At 56.6% G+C, this 17,770-nt stretch carries 20 protein-coding genes; 10 read left to right on the top strand and 10 right to left on the bottom strand.

Annotation, left to right across the window (positions count from 1 at the left end):
- A partial coding sequence (locus AC2FH2_RS16815) for a hypothetical protein (RefSeq protein ID WP_271951280.1) occupies nucleotides 1-197 on the top strand: 197 nt, incomplete at its 5' end.
- Here AC2FH2_RS16815 and AC2FH2_RS16810 read toward each other — a convergent pair.
- Together AC2FH2_RS16810 and AC2FH2_RS16805 are read right to left on the bottom strand one after the other, a co-directional pair.
- Nucleotides 194-784, bottom strand: coding sequence for a hypothetical protein (locus tag AC2FH2_RS16810; protein ID WP_496678806.1), 591 nt, complete (start codon nucleotides 782-784; stop codon nucleotides 194-196). The genes AC2FH2_RS16815 and AC2FH2_RS16810 overlap by 4 nt on opposite strands.
- A 95-nt stretch (nucleotides 785-879) precedes the next feature.
- Nucleotides 880-3,228 carry a DNA topoisomerase IV subunit A gene (locus tag AC2FH2_RS16805; RefSeq protein WP_496824464.1) on the bottom strand — a complete coding sequence of 783 codons (2,349 nt, stop codon included), beginning with the start codon at nucleotides 3,226-3,228 and terminating at the stop codon, nucleotides 880-882.
- A 201-nt stretch (nucleotides 3,229-3,429) separates the two neighbouring features.
- Between AC2FH2_RS16805 and AC2FH2_RS16800 the strand changes: the two genes are divergently transcribed.
- The 6 genes from AC2FH2_RS16800 (at nucleotide 3,430) to AC2FH2_RS16775 (ending at nucleotide 7,738) form a co-directional block, all read left to right on the top strand.
- On the top strand, nucleotides 3,430-4,032 hold the full coding sequence (locus tag AC2FH2_RS16800) for an SH3 domain-containing protein (RefSeq protein WP_246097307.1): 603 nt from the start codon (nucleotides 3,430-3,432) through the stop codon (nucleotides 4,030-4,032).
- A gap of 68 nt (nucleotides 4,033-4,100) precedes the next feature.
- The gene (locus AC2FH2_RS16795) at nucleotides 4,101-4,928 is read left to right on the top strand and encodes an SDR family NAD(P)-dependent oxidoreductase (RefSeq protein ID WP_271951289.1); all 828 of its coding nucleotides are present in this window, start codon (nucleotides 4,101-4,103) and stop codon (nucleotides 4,926-4,928) included.
- A gap of 80 nt (nucleotides 4,929-5,008) precedes the next feature.
- The gene (locus tag AC2FH2_RS16790) at nucleotides 5,009-5,212 is read left to right on the top strand and encodes a twin transmembrane helix small protein (RefSeq protein WP_142639289.1); all 204 of its coding nucleotides are present in this window, start codon (nucleotides 5,009-5,011) and stop codon (nucleotides 5,210-5,212) included.
- Nucleotides 5,213-5,785 carry a cob(I)yrinic acid a,c-diamide adenosyltransferase gene (locus AC2FH2_RS16785; RefSeq protein WP_496703730.1) on the top strand — a complete coding sequence of 191 codons (573 nt, stop codon included), beginning with the start codon at nucleotides 5,213-5,215 and terminating at the stop codon, nucleotides 5,783-5,785.
- 265 nt (nucleotides 5,786-6,050) lie between these two features.
- Nucleotides 6,051-6,809 carry an electron transfer flavoprotein subunit beta/FixA family protein gene (locus tag AC2FH2_RS16780; protein ID WP_271951297.1) on the top strand — a complete coding sequence of 253 codons (759 nt, stop codon included), beginning with the start codon at nucleotides 6,051-6,053 and terminating at the stop codon, nucleotides 6,807-6,809.
- Complete coding sequence (locus AC2FH2_RS16775; RefSeq protein ID WP_142639283.1) at nucleotides 6,809-7,738, top strand: electron transfer flavoprotein subunit alpha/FixB family protein; 930 nt, start codon at nucleotides 6,809-6,811, stop codon at nucleotides 7,736-7,738. Before AC2FH2_RS16780 ends, AC2FH2_RS16775 begins: the two co-directional genes overlap by 1 nt.
- 61 nt (nucleotides 7,739-7,799) lie before the next feature.
- Here AC2FH2_RS16775 and AC2FH2_RS16770 read toward each other — a convergent pair whose 3' ends face one another.
- Entirely contained in the window at nucleotides 7,800-8,621 is an 822-nt protein-coding gene (locus tag AC2FH2_RS16770) for a DUF6473 family protein (RefSeq protein ID WP_496824461.1), read from the bottom strand.
- A gap of 162 nt (nucleotides 8,622-8,783) precedes the next feature.
- Between AC2FH2_RS16770 and AC2FH2_RS16765 the strand changes: the two genes are divergently transcribed.
- Nucleotides 8,784-9,659: a 3-hydroxybutyryl-CoA dehydrogenase gene (locus AC2FH2_RS16765; RefSeq protein WP_142639281.1), complete on the top strand. Its 876-nt coding sequence runs from the start codon at nucleotides 8,784-8,786 to the stop codon at nucleotides 9,657-9,659.
- 65 nt (nucleotides 9,660-9,724) lie between these two features.
- Here the strand turns inward: AC2FH2_RS16765 and AC2FH2_RS16760 are convergent, their stop codons facing one another.
- The 7 genes from AC2FH2_RS16760 to AC2FH2_RS16730 are packed head-to-tail and all read right to left on the bottom strand — an operon-like array spanning nucleotide 9,725 to nucleotide 15,148.
- Nucleotides 9,725-10,624 carry a lysophospholipid acyltransferase family protein gene (locus AC2FH2_RS16760; RefSeq protein WP_271951305.1) on the bottom strand — a complete coding sequence of 300 codons (900 nt, stop codon included), beginning with the start codon at nucleotides 10,622-10,624 and terminating at the stop codon, nucleotides 9,725-9,727.
- Nucleotides 10,625-10,663: 39 nt separating this feature from the next.
- Entirely contained in the window at nucleotides 10,664-10,933 is a 270-nt protein-coding gene (locus AC2FH2_RS16755) for an HPr family phosphocarrier protein (protein WP_142639277.1), read from the bottom strand.
- Complete coding sequence (locus AC2FH2_RS16750) at nucleotides 10,930-11,343, bottom strand: PTS sugar transporter subunit IIA (RefSeq protein WP_142639275.1); 414 nt, start codon at nucleotides 11,341-11,343, stop codon at nucleotides 10,930-10,932. The genes AC2FH2_RS16755 and AC2FH2_RS16750 overlap by 4 nt, the downstream gene beginning before the upstream one ends.
- A complete protein-coding gene (gene rapZ / locus AC2FH2_RS16745) occupies nucleotides 11,340-12,233 on the bottom strand; it encodes an RNase adapter RapZ (RefSeq protein ID WP_246097304.1) in 894 nt (297 codons plus the stop codon). The genes AC2FH2_RS16750 and rapZ overlap by 4 nt, the downstream gene beginning before the upstream one ends.
- Entirely contained in the window at nucleotides 12,218-12,688 is a 471-nt protein-coding gene (locus AC2FH2_RS16740; RefSeq protein ID WP_496690309.1) for an HPr kinase/phosphorylase, read from the bottom strand. Before AC2FH2_RS16740 ends, rapZ begins: the two co-directional genes overlap by 16 nt.
- 4 nt (nucleotides 12,689-12,692) lie before the next feature.
- The gene (locus AC2FH2_RS16735; RefSeq protein ID WP_496690310.1) at nucleotides 12,693-14,411 is read right to left on the bottom strand and encodes a sensor histidine kinase; all 1,719 of its coding nucleotides are present in this window, start codon (nucleotides 14,409-14,411) and stop codon (nucleotides 12,693-12,695) included.
- A gap of 32 nt (nucleotides 14,412-14,443) precedes the next feature.
- Complete coding sequence (locus AC2FH2_RS16730; RefSeq protein WP_142639269.1) at nucleotides 14,444-15,148, bottom strand: response regulator transcription factor; 705 nt, start codon at nucleotides 15,146-15,148, stop codon at nucleotides 14,444-14,446.
- Between the two features lie 347 nt (nucleotides 15,149-15,495).
- On the opposite strand from AC2FH2_RS16730, the gene AC2FH2_RS16725 reads away from it, so the two are divergent.
- Nucleotides 15,496-17,094: a phosphoenolpyruvate carboxykinase gene (locus AC2FH2_RS16725; RefSeq protein WP_142639267.1), complete on the top strand. Its 1,599-nt coding sequence runs from the start codon at nucleotides 15,496-15,498 to the stop codon at nucleotides 17,092-17,094.
- A gap of 273 nt (nucleotides 17,095-17,367) precedes the next feature.
- Nucleotides 17,368-17,745: a hypothetical protein gene (locus tag AC2FH2_RS16720; RefSeq protein WP_246097302.1), complete on the top strand. Its 378-nt coding sequence runs from the start codon at nucleotides 17,368-17,370 to the stop codon at nucleotides 17,743-17,745.
- Nucleotides 17,746-17,770: the final 25 nt, after the last annotated feature.

The raw sequence follows: 17,770 nt of genomic DNA, 5'->3' as shown, positions 1-17,770 counted from the left end.
GTCTTGCCGTGGTCAACGTGGCCAATCGTGCCGATGTTGACGTGCGGCTTATTACGCTCAAACTTTTCCTTTGCCATTCCTCAGGCGCCCTTTTGTGCTTTGGGGGACCCTTGGTCCCGTGGTTACATCTGCGCGCGCGAGATATTGGGTTCAAAGGAGAAAATCAAGCACATCCTGCGGGAAATGCCGTTCTTTAAGCCGGATTTTGCGTTGCTTCACCTGAATCGAGTGGCTGGATCAGTTCGGGACGCCGGTCGAACCAACCGTTTTCCAAATGTTCCTCGGCCAACCATTCTTCGACTCGGTCCGCAACTTTCAGAGCCAGCCCGCTCATTTGCTCTTGTTTTGTCCGTTCATGGCCCGAACCTTTCAGGGCACTGCCGCCGGTTGTGTCTTCCAGCACCTGGAATTGCTTACCTTTGGCAAGAAACTCTTTCTTGTTCACGTCATAAACGTTGACCAGAACAATCGCAGTGCTCTTGGGGTTGTAGATCACCGGAATTCCGGGAGGGGCCAGCATATAGCCCTCGAGGCTGATGCCGATGTCGTATTCCTGAGCGCCCGTATAGCGCCCAAGGCGGATGTCCACCGCGTTTTGAATGGCCGCAGTCCATTCGTCGGGCGTCGCATCCCGGCTTACCGGCCCCTGCACCGCCTTATCGGCAAAGGCATAGTTTACCCGCAACTTGAATTCGCCCAGCGACTCAGGCTCTTCGTAAACCTGCGTTTGGGTGCAGGCGCCCATCAGGGCCAATCCGGTGATCAGTGTCAAAATGCGCAACATGTCTCGTCTCGATAGGCCTGTTTTTCTTTGATCTAACGCACCGATACGGCTTGTGCCAAGCCGTATCGGCATAAATCCTCTGTGACCGGGCCTGATCAGGAGAATTTAAAATCACGCGGGAAGCCGTATGGCGGCTTTTTCCCGACGCTGGCACGCTTGGCCAGCCATTGCGAAAGATCTGCCTCGTGCCGGGTCTTGTCGCCACCCATGGACCATTTCAGGCCCTCTTCCCAGTTGAAGGTGGTGATATCTGACAGCCCGCCGTCCAATTCCAGCGTCCCCTGCCGCCCGCGCGCCATATTGTATTTCTGCAGGCGAACGCCCTTGCCGCGGGTCATTTCAGGCAGTTCCTCGGTCGGGAAGACCAGAAACTTGCCGTTCTGAGAAACCACTGCAACGTGGTCACCTTCGATCGCCTTACAGATAATCGCTGTTTCGTCGCCTTTGACGTTCAGCACCTGTTTGCCGTTTCGGGTCTGTGCCAGCACGTCATCCTCGGGCACGGTGAAGCCGTTACCCGCATCCGAGGCCACCAGCAGCTTGCGCCCCGGTTTGTGGATCAGGATGTCGATTATCTGCGCCTCATTCGGCAGGTCGACCATCAGGCGCAGCGGCTCGCCCATACCCCGACCGCCGGGCAGATTCGCGGCACTGATGGTATAGAATCGACCGTTCGAGGCAAAGACCAGCAGCCGATCGGTGGTTTCCGCATGGAAGATGAACCGTGGCCCATCGCCATCCTTGAACTTCAACTCGCGGTTCAGGTCGATATGGCCGGTCATGGCGCGAATCCAGCCCATCTGAGAGCAGACAACCGTGATCGGTTCGCGGTCGATCATCGCCTCAAGCGGGACCTCTTCGACCTGACCGGCTTCGGCAAACTGGGTGCGCCGCGCTCCGCCCTCATAGTCCTTGCCGAAGGTTTTCTTGGTCTCTTTCAGTTGCTCGGCGATGCTGGCCCATTGCAGGCTTTCGTCGGCTAGCAGATCTTCGAGATTGGCACGTTCCAACATCAGCTCATCGCGTTCGCGAACCAGCTCCATCTCTTCCAGACGGCGCAAGCTGCGCAGACGCATGTTGAGAATTGCGTCGACCTGGACCTCGGACAGCTCACCCTCGCCCGGTTTGGGCGAGACATAGTCGGCCTCATTGGTGGCGCGGACATGGTCGATGCCCCAGTCTTCGCGCATCAGCGCAGCCTTGGGGTCATCGTCATAGCGGATAATGTCGATCACGCGGTCAAGATTCAGGAAGGCAACGATAAAGCCCTCCAACACCTCCAGCCGATGGTCGATCTTGGCCATCCGGTGGCGCGACCGGCGCAGCAGAACCTCTTGCCGGTGATCCAGGAAAGCGCGCAGCACTTCCTTCATCGAGCAGACTTTGGGTGTCACCCCGTCGATCAGCACGTTCATGTTCAGGCTGAACCGCACCTCAAGGTCTGAGTTACGGTAAAGCATGCCCATCAGTACCTCGGGGTCCACGTTCTTGGAACGCGGCTCAAGGATCAGGCGAATGTCATCTGCGGATTCGTCACGAACGTCGCCAAGGATCGGGATTTTCTTGGTCTGAATCAGCTCGGCGATCTTTTCGATCAGCTTCGATTTCTGAACCTGATAGGGAATCTCGGTGACGACAATCTGCCACTGACCGCGGCCCAGATCCTCGACCTCGAACTTACAGCGCAGGCGGAATGACCCGCGCCCGGTGCGATAGGCCTGCGCGATATTCGCAGGCGGTTCAACGATTACGCCGCCGGTTGGAAAATCCGGTCCGGGCACGTAGTTCAGAAGCGTATCGTCGCGCGCATCCGGCGTCTTGATCAGATGCAAACAGGCGTCACACAGTTCCCAGATGTTATGTGGCGGGATATTCGTCGCCATGCCCACCGCAATACCGCTGGAGCCATTGGCCAGCAGATTCGGAAATTGCGCGGGCAGAACCACCGGTTCGGTCAGCGTGCCGTCATAGTTGTCACGGAAATCGACAGCATCCTCGTTCAGACCCTCAAGCAGAGCCTCGGCCACGATGGTCATCCGAGCCTCGGTATAACGAGAGGCCGCCGGGTTATCGCCGTCGATATTGCCGAAATTCCCCTGCCCGTCGACCAGCGGATAGCGCACATTAAAATCCTGCGCCAAACGCGCCATCGCGTCATAAATCGCGGCATCGCCGTGCGGGTGATAGTTACCCATCACATCGCCCGAGATTTTCGCCGACTTACGGAACCCGCCCGTTGCACTGAGTCGCAGTTCGCGCATCGCATAGAGGATTCGACGATGCACTGGCTTCAGACCATCCCGTGCATCGGGCAAGGCCCGGTGCATGATGGTGGACAGCGCATAGGTCAGATAACGTTCACCAATCGCGCGGCGCAGCGGTTCGGCTACTTCGCCCCCGTTTTCGGGGGCCACCATATTGGGGTCGTCGATCGTATCATTCATAGATGATGTGATACGACGCAAGGGCGCGCGGGTAAAGCAAGCAAGACATATTTTACTGGGGACAAGTGGCGCTTTTTGCAACAGGGGGAGGCAACCCCCCGATTTCCCCCGTTTTTCGACTTGGGTCGCGAATTATGCTAGGATGTCTGACATTAGTCTGCTGCCTTTTTTTGTTTTGATTGATCGACCGGGGGATGCGCCATGACGCGCCTGATTGTAATGAGTTTCGCTGCACTTGGCTGGTGCTTTTACGTCATGAGTGGCGGGCCTAATTTCGAACCGCGCGGTGTGCGGTCGGAACAGCCTGTGCGAGTCGCCTCGAAAGCGGCCCCAAAAACCGTAGCACCGTCTCCGGCAAAAGAGCTTGTGACAAATGTCGCTATGCGCTCGCCGGTCGTGCGCGAGCGCCCGATTGATCCCCAGCCAGCAGTCGCAGCGATTGTCGCAGAACCCGCCAGTCTGGACACTTTCAACGCGCTTTCGGTGTTTGACGATCAGACTGCCAGCATCACGCTTGCTTCTCTGGAAGACGGTGTAACTGGCCTGAAGCAAATCACCAAGGACGTGCAGCCTGAACCCGCCGCCCAGCCTGAACCCAGGAAAGATATCCGGGAAATCTCCGGGACCCGCGTGAACATGCGTGACGGCCCTGGAACGATCTACCCGATTGTTGGCAAAGCGCGCATCGGCCAGAAGGTCGAGGTGCTAAGTGACTCGGGCACCGGATGGTTGCGACTGCGCGTGTTGCCGCAGCAACAGGTGGGGTGGATTTCGACCTCTTTGGTCAGAAAAACACCAGACTGACGTGGAGCAATGATTGTTCCCATACTCTGTGCACCCTAGCTTGGGGCTGGTTCAGAATCGGGAAAATCATGCAGAAGACCATTCTAATTACTGGCTGCTCATCGGGCATCGGACTGGATGCGGCGCATGGGATGCGCGCGCGGGGTTGGCGCGTGTTTGCCTCGTGCAAACAACAGCGCGATTGCGACCGGTTGCGGGCGCAGGGGTTTGAAAGCCCGCGCATTGATTATACCGATACGGCCAGCATATCGTCGGGTTTGAACGAAGTGTTGGAGGCCACCGGAGGCACCCTGGACGCGCTGTTCAACAATGGCGCACATGGCCTGCCCGGCGCGGTCGAGGACCTGCCGACCGAAGGCCTGCGTCAGATTTTCGAGGCGAACTTCTTTGGCTGGCACGAACTGACCAGGCAGGTCATCCCGATTATGCGCAGTCAAGGACACGGGCGAATCGTTCAGAACTCTTCGGTGCTGGGTCTGGTGGCCTATCCGTGGCGCGGCGCCTATGTGGCCACGAAATATGCAATCGAAGGGCTGACGGATACACTGCGCCTGGAACTGGCTGATACGGGGATCAAGGTCATTTTGATCGAACCTGGCCCGATCACATCTAAAATCCGCGAAAACTCAATCCCATTCTTCGAGCGGTTCATCAACTGGCAAAACTCGGCCCTGCGCGAGCGGTATGAGTCCTCTTTGTTGAAAAGACTGTACGAATCGTCGGGGCCGGATCGGTTTGAACTGCCCGCATCAGCGGTTACGACCAAGCTGGCCCACGCCGTAGAATCCAAGCGCCCGCGCCCCCGATACTATGTGACAACACCTACATTTATCGCCGGTTGTTTGCGCCGCATTCTATCGACACGTGCGATTGACCGCATCCTTGCAGGGGTCTGAGGCGAAATAACCCGTTCGCTTTTGGCACGCACGGGGCTAGATGATAGCCCTAGGCAAACAGAAACGCGGACGGTGTACTCATGGACCTAATGATGGTCATTTTGCTTTTGGCCATGGCGGCGGTTGTCGTCGTATTGGCGCTTGGCATCTCGAATTTTGGCAAAAGCGGCAGGGACGCGGCACTGAAAAGCAACAAGTATATGCGCCTGCGTATCCTGTTTCAGTTCATCGCCGTGATTCTGATCGTGCTTTACGTCTGGCTGCGCGGTCAGGGAGGTCAGTAAATGGTCGTATTGAACAAGATTTACACCCGCACCGGTGATGATGGCAAAACCGCTCTCGGCAATGGCGAACGCGTTGCCAAATACTCGGGCCGCGTGACCGCTTATGGCACCGTGGACGAGTTGAACGCCTTTGTCGGCGTCGCCCGGACCGAGGCAGATGGGGATGTCGAAGCTGCACTCGCCCGCATTCAGAATGACTTATTTGATCTGGGCGCAGATTTCTGTCGTCCCGATATGGAAAAGGATGCCGAAGCAGACTATCCGCCTCTGCGCATCGTGCCCTCGCAGATTGACCGGCTCGAGGTTGAAATCGACTCGATGAACGAAGCCTTGGAACCGCTGCGCAGTTTCATCCTGCCCGGTGGCTCGCGTCTTGCGGCGCATCTGCATGTATGTCGAACCGTATCTCGCCGGGCCGAACGGCTTGCGGTTGAGCTGACCAACATGGAGCCGGTCAACGAAACCGCAGTCAAGTACCTGAACCGTCTGAGCGACTGGTTCTTCGTCGCAGCCCGTTGTGCCAATGAAAACGGAACCGAAGATGTTCTGTGGGTTCCGGGCGCGAACCGCTGAAAGCGGCGTTGCGTCCAGTGGACGCGGCGGCGACCGGAAGGGCGAAGCCCCGGCCCGACGGGCGGGTGCAAACCGATAGCTTCCTGGCTTTTTGGGTGGGTGTGTGGTGCTTGGTCACGTCAAAAATAGCAAAACGCGACGTCCGTTGCAGATGACGTGACGATTTTGCCCTGTTGCCGCCTGAATTGAATCGCTATTCAAGCCCTCATGAACATTGGTGGAGTCGCGACGCGGCTTGCCGTTTTTTGTGAGGAGCTAGCGCAAAATGAAGGTACTCGTGCCTGTCAAACGCGTGATTGACTATAACGTTAAAGTTCGCGTCAAAGCGGATGGCAGCGGTGTCGATCTCGCCAATGTCAAAATGTCGATGAACCCGTTCGACGAAATTTCTGTCGAAGAGGCAATCCGTCTGAAAGAAGCCGGCAAGGCAGACGAAGTCGTCGTCGTTTCTATCGGCGTAAAACAAGCCCAGGAAACACTGCGCACTGCGCTGGCCATGGGCGCGGACCGTGCCATCCTGGTCATTGCTGCAGATGATGTCCATCAGGACATCGAACCCCTGGCCGTTGCCAAGATCCTGGCCAAAGTGGTCGAGGAAGAGCAGCCCGGTATCGTTCTGTGCGGCAAGCAGTCTATCGACAACGACATGAATGCAACTGGTCAGATGTTGTCAGCTCTTTTGGGCTGGTCACAAGGCACCTTTGCGTCCGACATCGACATCGACGGCGACAGCGCAAAGATCACTCGCGAAGTCGATGGTGGCATGCAAACCATCAGCGTCAAAATGCCGACAATCGTGACCGTGGACCTGCGCCTGAACGAGCCCCGTTACGCGTCGCTGCCCAATATCATGAAGGCGAAGAAAAAGCCACTGGACGAGAAAACCGCCGCCGATTACGGCGTCGACGTCTCGCCGCGCCTGGAAGTCGTCAAAACCGAAGAACCACAGGCACGTGCCGCTGGCATCATCGTCGGCTCGGTAGACGAGCTTGTCGCGAAACTCAAAGAAGCGGGGGCTGTGTAATGGCTGTTCTTCTTCTCGCCGAAGTCAACAATGGTGAACTGGCGCTGGACGCAACCGCCAAAGCTGTAAACGCAGCAAAGGCACTGGGTGATGTAACCGTTCTGGCCGCAGGCGGTTCCGCTGCTGCTGCCGGTGAAGCTGCCGCCAAGATCACCGGCGTCTCAAAGGTTCTGGTCGCCGAGGACGAATCGCTGGGCCATCGCCTGGCAGAATCCACCGCTGCGCTGATCGTAGGTCTGGCTGATGGTTATGAGCACATCGTTGCCCCCGCCACCACCGATGCCAAGAACGTTATGCCGCGCGTTGCCGCGCTGCTGGACGTCATGGTCATCTCGGACGCGTCCGGTGTCGTCGACGGCTCGACCTTCGAACGCCCAATCTATGCGGGCAACGCGATCCAAACCGTCAAATCTGTGGACGCCAAAAAAGTCGTCACTTTCCGAACCGCAAGTTTTGATGCTGCGGGCGAAGATGGCTCGGCAGCAGTTGAGACCATCTCGGTCGGCGAGAACCCCGGTCTATCGTCCTGGGTCGAAGACAAGGTAGCCACAAGCGACCGCCCCGAGCTGACTTCGGCTGGCGTTGTTGTGTCGGGTGGCCGTGGTGTCGGTTCTGAAGAGGACTTCAAGCTGATCGAAGGTCTCGCTGACAAGCTGGGGGCCGCAGTAGGCGCATCGCGCGCCGCAGTCGACTCGGGCTATGCTCCGAACGATTGGCAGGTGGGTCAGACCGGCAAGGTTGTTGCCCCGGATCTGTATGTCGCTGTCGGCATCTCGGGTGCGATTCAGCATCTGGCAGGTATGAAAGACTCGAAAATCATCGTGGCGATCAACAAAGACGAAGAAGCGCCGATCTTCCAGGTTGCCGATTACGGTCTGGTCGCCGACCTGTTCCAGGCCGTTCCGGAACTGACCGAGAAACTCGGCTGATCAACGGGCTAGACTTTTCCACGAAGAATCTTGCATTGGGCCCGCCATCGGCGGGCCCTTTTCATTGCAGGTTTCTGATCGGACCGACCAAGGCGTCAGCAATCGACCTGTGTGCCGCAGGACCTATCATATATTCCGCCATGGGCTGTTGCAGTGTTCCAAACAGCATATCTTCAAGCTCATCGGACTGCCCCGACACGCTGACCGTCACCTCAACGATCTCGGCGCTGAGAGGGCGCAGGGCCTCGATCATCTGTGGCGTGATCCGAATATCAGCACCGTGCTTGGGCTGATCACTTTCTGCCTCACGCAGGACCTGCAAATTCAACAAGACAACAGGCGCTTCAAGCGCCTCAACAAGCCCCCCAATGCGGTCGATCCAATTCCGTCGCAGCTCTTCTGCGATTACCTCGAACCGCGCATCATTGCGGCCCTGCAACAAAATCATCAGGTGATGTACGAAATGGACATCGGCAAAGTCGATCTCGGGATAGAGAGATTTCAGATCCTCTGTCGGAGCCAGAAAACGGTCGTTGCGTCGGGGATGAACCCGGTAGAATCGATTGGACTGCCCCAATATGTCGCTAAGCTGCACCACGCAGAGCTCTGCTTGGTTCAGTAAACCCCTCAACTCCGTGTCATAGCACAGCGCATCTACGCCGCAAAAAAGGCTTCCGAAATTCAGGCACCGTCTGTCCAACCTCTCTTCGAGAACTGCCGCGAATGGCTGCTCGACGAATCGCCCGAATGTTTCGGTCCCACCTGCGCAGGCCACAAATGACTTCTCCAGCGAACGCATTGGCCCACGAAACCACAATCGTGACTCACCGTATTGGCACACGTCATGCTCGAGTCGCCCCGAGCCAGCTTGATGATAGCTCATATCACTCACCCAATTTTCACCCGGATGCCATCTTGCAGCCGCAAGTCTTGAGAATCTCCTAATGTGCGCATTTGAAGCAAAGTCGAACGGTCTGATCCCCTTGCCGCCCGCCCCGATCTGCCGATAGTGTCATCCTACCCCGTGGCACAGAGGCATCAAAAAATGGATGTAAAATCAGTCGGAGTGATTGGCGCAGGCCAAATGGGCAATGGTATCGCCCACGTACTGGCTTTGGCGGAATATGACGTTCTGCTGAACGACGTTAGCCAGGACGCGCTGAACAGCGCCATGGCGACGATTGAAGGAAATATGGCGCGCCAGGCATCGCGCGGAAAAATTTCGGATGAGGAGATGCAATCCGCGCTGAAACGCATCACGACCACAATGGAGCTGCCACAGCTGGGCCAGACTGACCTGGTGATCGAGGCCGCAACCGAGCGTGAGACCGTCAAACAAGCCATTTTCGAAAGTTTGCTGCCACATCTGCAACCGCATACAATCCTGACGTCAAATACGTCATCTATTTCGATCACACGTTTGGCGAGCCGAACAGACCGGCCCGAACGCTTTATGGGTTTTCACTTCATGAACCCAGTTCCGGTGATGCAACTGGTTGAACTGATCCGGGGCATTGCTACGGATCAACCAACATTTGCTGCCTGTAAGGCCGTTGTAGACCGCCTGGGCAAAACCGCCGCCAGCGCCGAAGATTTCCCGGCTTTCATTGTCAACCGCATCCTGATGCCGATGATCAACGAGGCCGTATACACCCTGTATGAAGGCGTGGGGAATGTTCAGTCGATTGACCAATCGATGAAATTGGGCGCAAACCACCCGATGGGACCACTAGAACTGGCTGACTTTATCGGTCTGGACACCTGTTTGGCCATTATGAACGTGCTGCATGATGGATTGGCCGATACCAAATATCGCCCTTGTCCGCTGTTGACGAAATATGTCGAAGCGGGCTGGCTGGGACGTAAAACGCAGCGTGGTTTTTATGACTATCGGGGCGAGGCGCCAGTGCCGACCCGGTAAAGGCCACCGCCCGGAATTCATCCGGGCGCAGCCACGAGATTGTCCTGATCAGGTGAAATTGCAGGTCAGAGCTTGGTTGCCTGCCCAAGACCCAGCGTGTGCTTTCTGAGCCAAGCCATAAAGCCGCGCGGATCTCGCTCCAGCAGCTGCATATCCTCATCCGAGATCGGTTCTCCGATCACCGGGGATTGCGGTTTGTTGCAGGATCGAACGATCTCGTGCAGCAACAAACCCTGGCGCAGAATCGCAGAAAGTTTGTTGGCGATCTGGTAGGCACGCGAATTCCTGCCAGGGAAAAAGATCGGCAGGACCTGCGCGCCGGATCGACGGATCATTTTGGCCGTGAACACGTTCCACTCACGCTCGATCACCGGCCCGAACCAGTCATCCGAAGACATCACAACGCCTGAAGGGAACAAGGCCACAACGCCCCCGTTTTTCAGATGCTCCATCGCATTGCCGCGCATCTCAAGCATCTTGGCCTGTGCCTCGGGATCGTGCGGGAAGGGCACCGGAATCATGAACGACGTCGCCGCCTCGTCCAAACCTGTCAGAACCGAACGGGTCAAGATCCGATAGTCGCTGCGGACCCTGCCGATCAGCTCTGCCAAAATCATGCCGTCGACCATGCCATGGGGATGGTTGGCTACGACGACCACGGGCCCCGTTTTTGGAATACGCGCGATCTGTTCCTCTGGTGTGGTCAGGTCGATGCCCATTATATTAAGCGCACCTGCCCAGAACCGTTGGCCGCGGAATTGTTCATTCTGCTTCTCGAACTTGTTAACCATACCCAAAATGGTCAACTTACCCGTACACCATTCAATGGTGCGGATCGCTGTTGCAGTCCAAGGGTCGTCGAACGAGTTTGCGTAGGTCAGGGTCTTACGATCATAGATCTCGCCCTGGTCCTTGGTCCCATCCACCACCGGGCCTGTCTTGGTCTCGTGCGTTGTTTCCGCCAATTCCTGGTTATCCCGTTCTTCGTATCACGGCGGGTGCGGTCAGAAACCTTCTCCGAACTTGTCGTTCACCAGAGTCTCCAACGCATCAGCCAACGCCTCAGCATCCGGTCCGGACGTCTCGACGTCAATAGTCGTTCCACGAGACGCTGCCAACATCAAAAGACCCATAATGCTGTCGCCGGATGCGGAAAGCCCGTCTTTCGACACCTCGGCCTGAGCGTCGAACCCTTCTACCAACTCAACCAGCTTGGCAGAGGCGCGGGCATGCAGGCCCTTTTCATTGATAATTTTCAAGCTTCGGGTGGTCATTCTTTATCTGTCCGGTTCTCGTCAAACGTCACATTTTGCGCATTGATATACTTACGTCCAGCTTCCATTGCCTGCCGCACGGCTTCGCCAATCGGCAGGTGGCGGGATTTGGCCAGTTTTATCAACATGGGAAGATTTGCGCCGTAAAGGATACGGCGATCCTGCGGCGCGCAGGCACGCAGGCTGAGATTCGACGGGCTTCCGCCAAACAGATCGGTCACGACGACAACACCGTCACCAACATCAACACTGTCGGCGGCCGCACAGATTTCCGATTGCTTCGCTTCGCGATCATGATCGGCCTCGATCGAGATCGCGGCCAGGCCGGGCTGATTGCCGACCACATGCTGCATCGCGGCCAAATATTCTTTGGCCAGCCCACCATGTGCTACGAGTACGATCCCGATCAATCCGGCCTCACATTCAACGATCGTCTTTCCATTTCGCGATGCCTAATTGCCACTTGCTGCCCCCCCTCTGCAAGGGCCCTTGCAACCGCTTCGGCCATTGCAACCGATCTGTGTTGCCCTCCGGTACAGCCAAAGGCCACGGACAGGTAGGCTTTGCCCTCGGCCCGGTAGGCGGGCAACAACAAAGTCAGCAGGTCAACTACCCTTTCGAAGAAAGGCGCATAGTTCGCGTCGGTTTGAATATAGCTCGCCACATCCGAATTGCGACCATCTTCGGCCCGAAGCTCGGGACGCCAGTACGGGTTGGTGAGAAAACGGCAGTCAAAGACCATATCCAATCCGCGAGGCAAACCACGCTTATAGGAAAATGATTCGATGGTTACCGCCAGATGCCGCCCACCCTGAGGTGCAAACCAACGCTCTACCTCTTCGCGCAGTTGGTGAACATTCAGTGGCGTGGTGTCGATCAACGTATCTGCAAGTTCACGAATTGGGGCCAGCGACTCTTTTTCCTGGCGCACGCCGGTTTCAGGGCTGGCATCCGCAGACACCGGGTGACGTCTGCGGGTTTCCGAATACCGGCGCAGCAGGACTTCATCGCTGCAATCGAGATAAAGCGTGGTCAGGTCAACCTGTTCCATCCACCGAAGCTTAGCCAGCAATTCGATGACGCCAATCGTGGAAAAATCGCGGTTGCGCGCATCAATACCAAGCGCCATGGGACGGTCGGTTTTTGGCCCGTCTAATAGACGCAGCAAAAGACCCATGGGAAGGTTGTCGATGGCCTCGAACCCCAGATCCTCTAACACACGGATTGCGGTGGACCGGCCTGCGCCGGATGGGCCGGTGACAAGTACGATGCGTCTTTGGGTCGTCATTGATTGGGCCATTCCGGGTCTGCGCACCCGTTTTTCATCAGTAGCAATAGCGCTGCTGGTAAATTGGAGACGCCAGCGCCCCGAAGCAAGGGAACAGTTTGCCTCAGGATAAGAATTGAACGGGGTTCTGGCAGGCGCTCGGGTTCTTCTTGCGCCATGTCCACCACAAAGCCAACCGGCACCGGCCCAACCGAGACTGCCCGCAACAGGCCAAGACCTCTTGCCTCGATCAGTCCACCGATATTTGGAGCCGCCTCTGCCAAGGCGAGATTGCCATCCATATACAACCGAACCCGATCGTCCGCGACCAGATCGGCCCCCAACGCCATCATCTGCAAAGACAGCGCTGACTTCCCGGTGCCCGAAGGCCCCACGATCAAAACAGCACGGTCTGCTACCGCGACGCAAGAGGCGTGAACGATGGCAGTATCTTTGTGTTCAACAGAGGAGAGTGCGGACGTGCTCACCGCGTCAAACCGGCAGGCCCACGACGAATCGCGCGCCCTGAGGGTCTGATGTTATGTCCGCTTCGGTCGGGCGGATATTCTCGGCCCAAATCACCCCGCCATGCGCCTCGACAATCTGTTTCGAGATCGCCAGACCCAACCCCGAGTTATTGCCGAAATGTTCAACGGGACGTTGGGAATAGAACCGTTTGAACACTTTGGTCAGGGCTTGCTCGGGGATGCCTGGGCCGGTGTCTTCTACAACGACCAGAACCCGATCCTCGCGCCGGCGTACCCACACACGTATGGCATCGCTTTCTTCGCAGAAGGAAATCGCATTGGTGATCAGGTTTACGAACACCTGCGCCAATCGCGCCTCAAGCCCGGTCACGGTGATTGGTTCGGGCGGCAGATCAGTGATGTAATCGATTCCCTTGGCGCGCGCATCCTCGCCCAGATACTGACCGAGGTTTCCGATCAGGTTCAACAAATCAAATGGCTGCTCTTCCTCCTTGACCAGTTCGGCATCCAGGCGCGAGGCGTTCGAAATGTCGCTGACCAGACGATCCAGCCGACGGACATCATGTTCGATCACACCCATCAGCTTATCGCGCTGGTCGTCTCTTTTAACCATGCGCAACGTGCCCACAGCAGATTGAAGGCTGGCTAGGGGGTTTTTGATCTCATGCGCCACATCTGCCGCGAATTGTTCGTTTGCATCAATCCGGTTGTACAGCGCTGTAACCATGCCGCGCAAAGCTCGGCTGAGTCGTCCAATTTCGTCCGGTCGCGCGCTCAGATCGGGGATGCGGATGCGGCCCGGGTTGACCCCCGCACCGCGGTCTTTGCCCATCTCGGCGGCGGATGCCAGGTCGGCCAATGGGTTGGCGATGGTCGATGCTAGGACAAGGCTCAATCCGACTGACACCAAAAGCGCCACGACGAACATGCGCAGGATCCGCTCTTGATCACGGCGGGCCAATGCGTCGATTTCTCCGGCGGGACCGGCCATGGCAACCGCGCCAACGGGCTTTCCATCCAGTTGGATCGGGGCCGCAGCAACGATAACCGTTTCGCCTGCGTCATCCTGAACCGCCTGAACCTGAATATGTCCGGTCAGCGCCTGTGGAATGATGGCCTGAACGCGTTGGGCCAAGGTTGGCGCTTCGCTGGTTTCATCTTGTTTGAACACTTTGGACAGCCCGGTCCAGACCGCGTTCAAGGCATCACTGATCAGTGTGCTTCCAGTCTGCGCATCAGCTTCTGAGCGCAGCATGACCGGCATCTCTGAGACCGCAGGCGCGCCGCGCGTCCAACCAATCAGCGTCCCACGAGCATCGTAAACAAAGACTTCACCGCCGACCGGCAGGCTGAGACCAGCCAACGTATCTTTGACATCCAGGATGGCCGCGTCGCGGGTAATGCCAGTCACATTCTGTCGCAGCTGGGTTTCAAATACGTTGCTGACCAACTGCGCATCACCAACCAAGTTCCGGGCGGTCTGCTGCACCTGTTCTTCTCGCGAATTATCCAGATATAGCAATCCGGTGACCAGAATCACCAATGCAATCATGTTGAATGTGATGATCTTGCGCGCCAGAGGCGAGCCCCGTAGGGAAAACAGATTGCGGCGGCCGCGTGTGGCCCTGAGTTCGGCGGAATCGTCGCTCTGGGGGATGACCCAGTCATCCCCAAGAACGACGTCACCGTCGCGTAACTCGTTTTCTTGCTCAGTATCGCGCACGAGACCCAGTAACCCCTTAACTTAGGCCACGCTTATTCTTCGTTGTACCGATACCCAATACCATACAACGTTTCGATGGCCGAAAACTCCGGATCAGCAGCGCGCATCTTTTTGCGCAGACGCTTGATGTGGCTGTCGATCGTGCGGTCATCTACATAGACCTGATCGTCATAGGCAACATCCATCAGCTGATCGCGGCTTTTGACAAATCCCGGACGCTGCGCCAAGGCCTGCAGCAGCAGGAACTCGGTCACTGTCAAAGAGACATCCGATCCCTTCCAGCTCACCGCGTGGCGCAAGGGGTCCATCCGCAATTCGCCTCGTTCCATCACCTTGGCGTCGCCTGTGTTGGCAGCCACGGGATCACCCGAGGTCGCTTCCTGACGGCGCAGCAAGGCCCGTATCCGTTCTACTAGCAACCGTTGCGAAAAGGGCTTTTTGACATAATCATCAGCACCCATACGCAAACCCAGAACTTCGTCGATCTCGTCATCTTTCGAAGTCAGAAAGATCACCGGCATCTGGGTCTTCTGCCGCAGTCGCTGCAGCAAATCCATGCCATCCATACGCGGCATCTTGATATCCAGCACTGCCATATCGGGCAGCTTCTTGTTAAACGCATCCAGAGCAGCCTGCCCGTCGTTATACGTTTCTACCTCGAAACCCTCGGCTTCGAGCGTCATGGATACGGACGTCAGAATGTTCCTGTCGTCATCCACCAGTGCAATCTTTGACATCGGGTTAACCCCTATTCCTGCTCTCATACGAAACAATTCGCTTATTTGTAGGGCATTTTTGTCGTTTTTATGGCCGCGAATCAATCACCATCTACGAATCGTGCGATTGTTGTCACACACATGCGGCAAAAAAGCCGTTAATGGTCTTCGAAAAGTGTCTGTATTTCCGGCAGAAAAAACATGGTGGCGCTAAACCTGAACTTGGTTGCGCTAACTGCGCCAAACCGTCCTGTTCACGCCCTAAACGACCATGATAAGACCCGCCCAATCGCCGGTTTTCCCGGTACACTGCCCCAAGAGCGCACCTTGGCCAATCTGCCGCCGCGCCGCCACAGGAGAAGACACACATGACATCTGGACGGGTGAACCCGCAATTCCGCCTCGAAGATCAGGGCATCGAGGGTCTGGGCAATGTCTATTACAACTTCATGGAACCGGCACTGATTGAAGAAGCCCTCAAGCGGGGTGAAGGTACACTTGGCAATGGCGGAGCTTTTCTTGTCAGTACCGGCAAGTTCACTGGCCGTTCTCCCAAGGACAAACATGTTGTCCGCACCGACAGTGTCGCCGATTCGATCTGGTGGGAAAACAACGCCGAGATGAGCCCTGAGGGTTTCGAAACGCTTTATGCCGATATGATCGAGCACATGAAGGGTCGTGACTATTTTGTGCAGGACCTGGTCGGCGGCGCCGACCCCGCTTATTCGATCAACGTGCGCATGGTCACCGAACTGGCATGGCATAATCTGTTCATCCGTCACTTGCTGCGCCGCCCGGATCGTGAAGACCTGGATGAGTTCATCGCGGATTTCACAATCATCAACTGTCCCAGCTTCCAGGCTGATCCGGCCAAGCACAACTGCCGTAGCGAGACAGTGATCGCACTGAACTTCGACCGCAAATTGATTCTGATCGGCGGCACAGAATATGCCGGTGAAAACAAGAAATCCGTCTTCACCCTACTGAATTACATGCTGCCTGAAAAAGGCGTGATGCCGATGCATTGCTCGGCGAACCACGCGGTCGGTAACCCCGTAGATACCGCGGTCTTCTTTGGCCTCTCGGGAACTGGCAAGACCACCCTGTCCGCTGATCCGGCCCGCACCTTGATTGGCGATGACGAACATGGATGGTCAGACCGTGGCACTTTCAACTTCGAGGGCGGGTGCTATGCCAAGACGATCAACCTGAACGCCGAGGCCGAACCCGAGATCTATGCAACCACCAGCAAATTCGGCACCGTGATCGAGAATATGGTTTTCGATCCCGAGACCAAGGAGCTGGATTTCGAAGATGACTCGCTGACCGCAAACATGCGTTGCGCCTATCCGCTCGAGTATATCTCCAATGCCTCGAAAAGCGCGTTGGGCGGGCATCCGAAGAACATCATCATGCTGACTTGTGACGCGTTTGGTGTTCTGCCCCCGATTGCGCGGCTGACCCCCGCTCAGGCGATGTACCACTTCCTGTCGGGCTTCACCTCGAAGGTTGCTGGCACAGAGCGCGGCGTGACCGAGCCCCAACCCACATTCTCGACATGCTTTGGCGCGCCGTTCATGCCGCGTCGCCCAGAAGTCTATGGCAACCTGCTGCGCGACAAGATCGCCCAGCACGGCGCGACCTGCTGGCTGGTGAATACCGGCTGGACTGGCGGCGCCTATGGCGTTGGCAGCCGGATGCCGATCCGTGCGACCCGCGGTTTGCTGACTGCCGCTCTGGATGGATCGCTTCGGGATGCGGAATTCCGCAAGGATGCGAATTTTGGCTTTGATGTGCCGGTTTCCGTCCCCGGTGTCGCCGAAGTTCTGCTGGATCCGCGACGCACCTGGGACGACCAGGCCGCTTTCGATAAACAGGCTGAGAAGCTGGTTCAGATGTTTGCTGAAAACTTTGAGCAGTATCTGCCTTTTATCGATGAAGACATCAAAGCCGTAGCAATCGGTTAATGTTGCAAAAGGGGGGCAAACCTCTCCCCTTTTTTCGGACAGCACATCTGTTGGCAATCGTCCTTATACGTCTAACGTAAGGTGTCCCTACAAATTCGTTGCCCGATTTGCCGGTTTAAGCTATCCAATGATGTCATTAAGACAAATTCGCCCGACGCAATCGCGCCGGGCGTTGTTTAAAAATACCTTGGGTAACTCAGCCGCGCACTCACATTCGCGAATTGAGAAACCTAATCAGATAGCAAGTGTATGCCAATGGGGATGAGTGTCAATATGAGACTTTCTGAACATTCAGATTTCAGTTCGTCTCATACCGCTGCTTTGTCGCAGCGCGTGACATGGGAAACGACAGGTAACGAAATGACTGAAATCTTGAAACTGACCGAACTGCGCAAACTGATGCAAAGCATGGAGCGCACGCTGGGGCTGGAACAACTCTCACCGGTAGAGCGCGATATCTATTACGCCGCCGAAGAACTGTCCAAAGCTGACCAGGAAGTTCGGACATTTGGGTTGATTGAACACACGCTTGTGCAAAGCGTCTCGCGCCCGACCTTTTTTCGTGCTCTGAAGTCGCTGGTGCAGAAGGGGTATTTGTCACAAAGCGGTAGCGCGAACCGTGGACGGTATGTTGTGCATGCGCCTAAGTAATAAAGCGTTTGATCTGCGCATTGCT

The organism is Ruegeria sp. YTSA105 (genome assembly GCF_059610225.1).
Note: the sequence above shows the minus strand (reverse complement) of the source record. Positions and strands in the feature narration are given on the sequence as shown.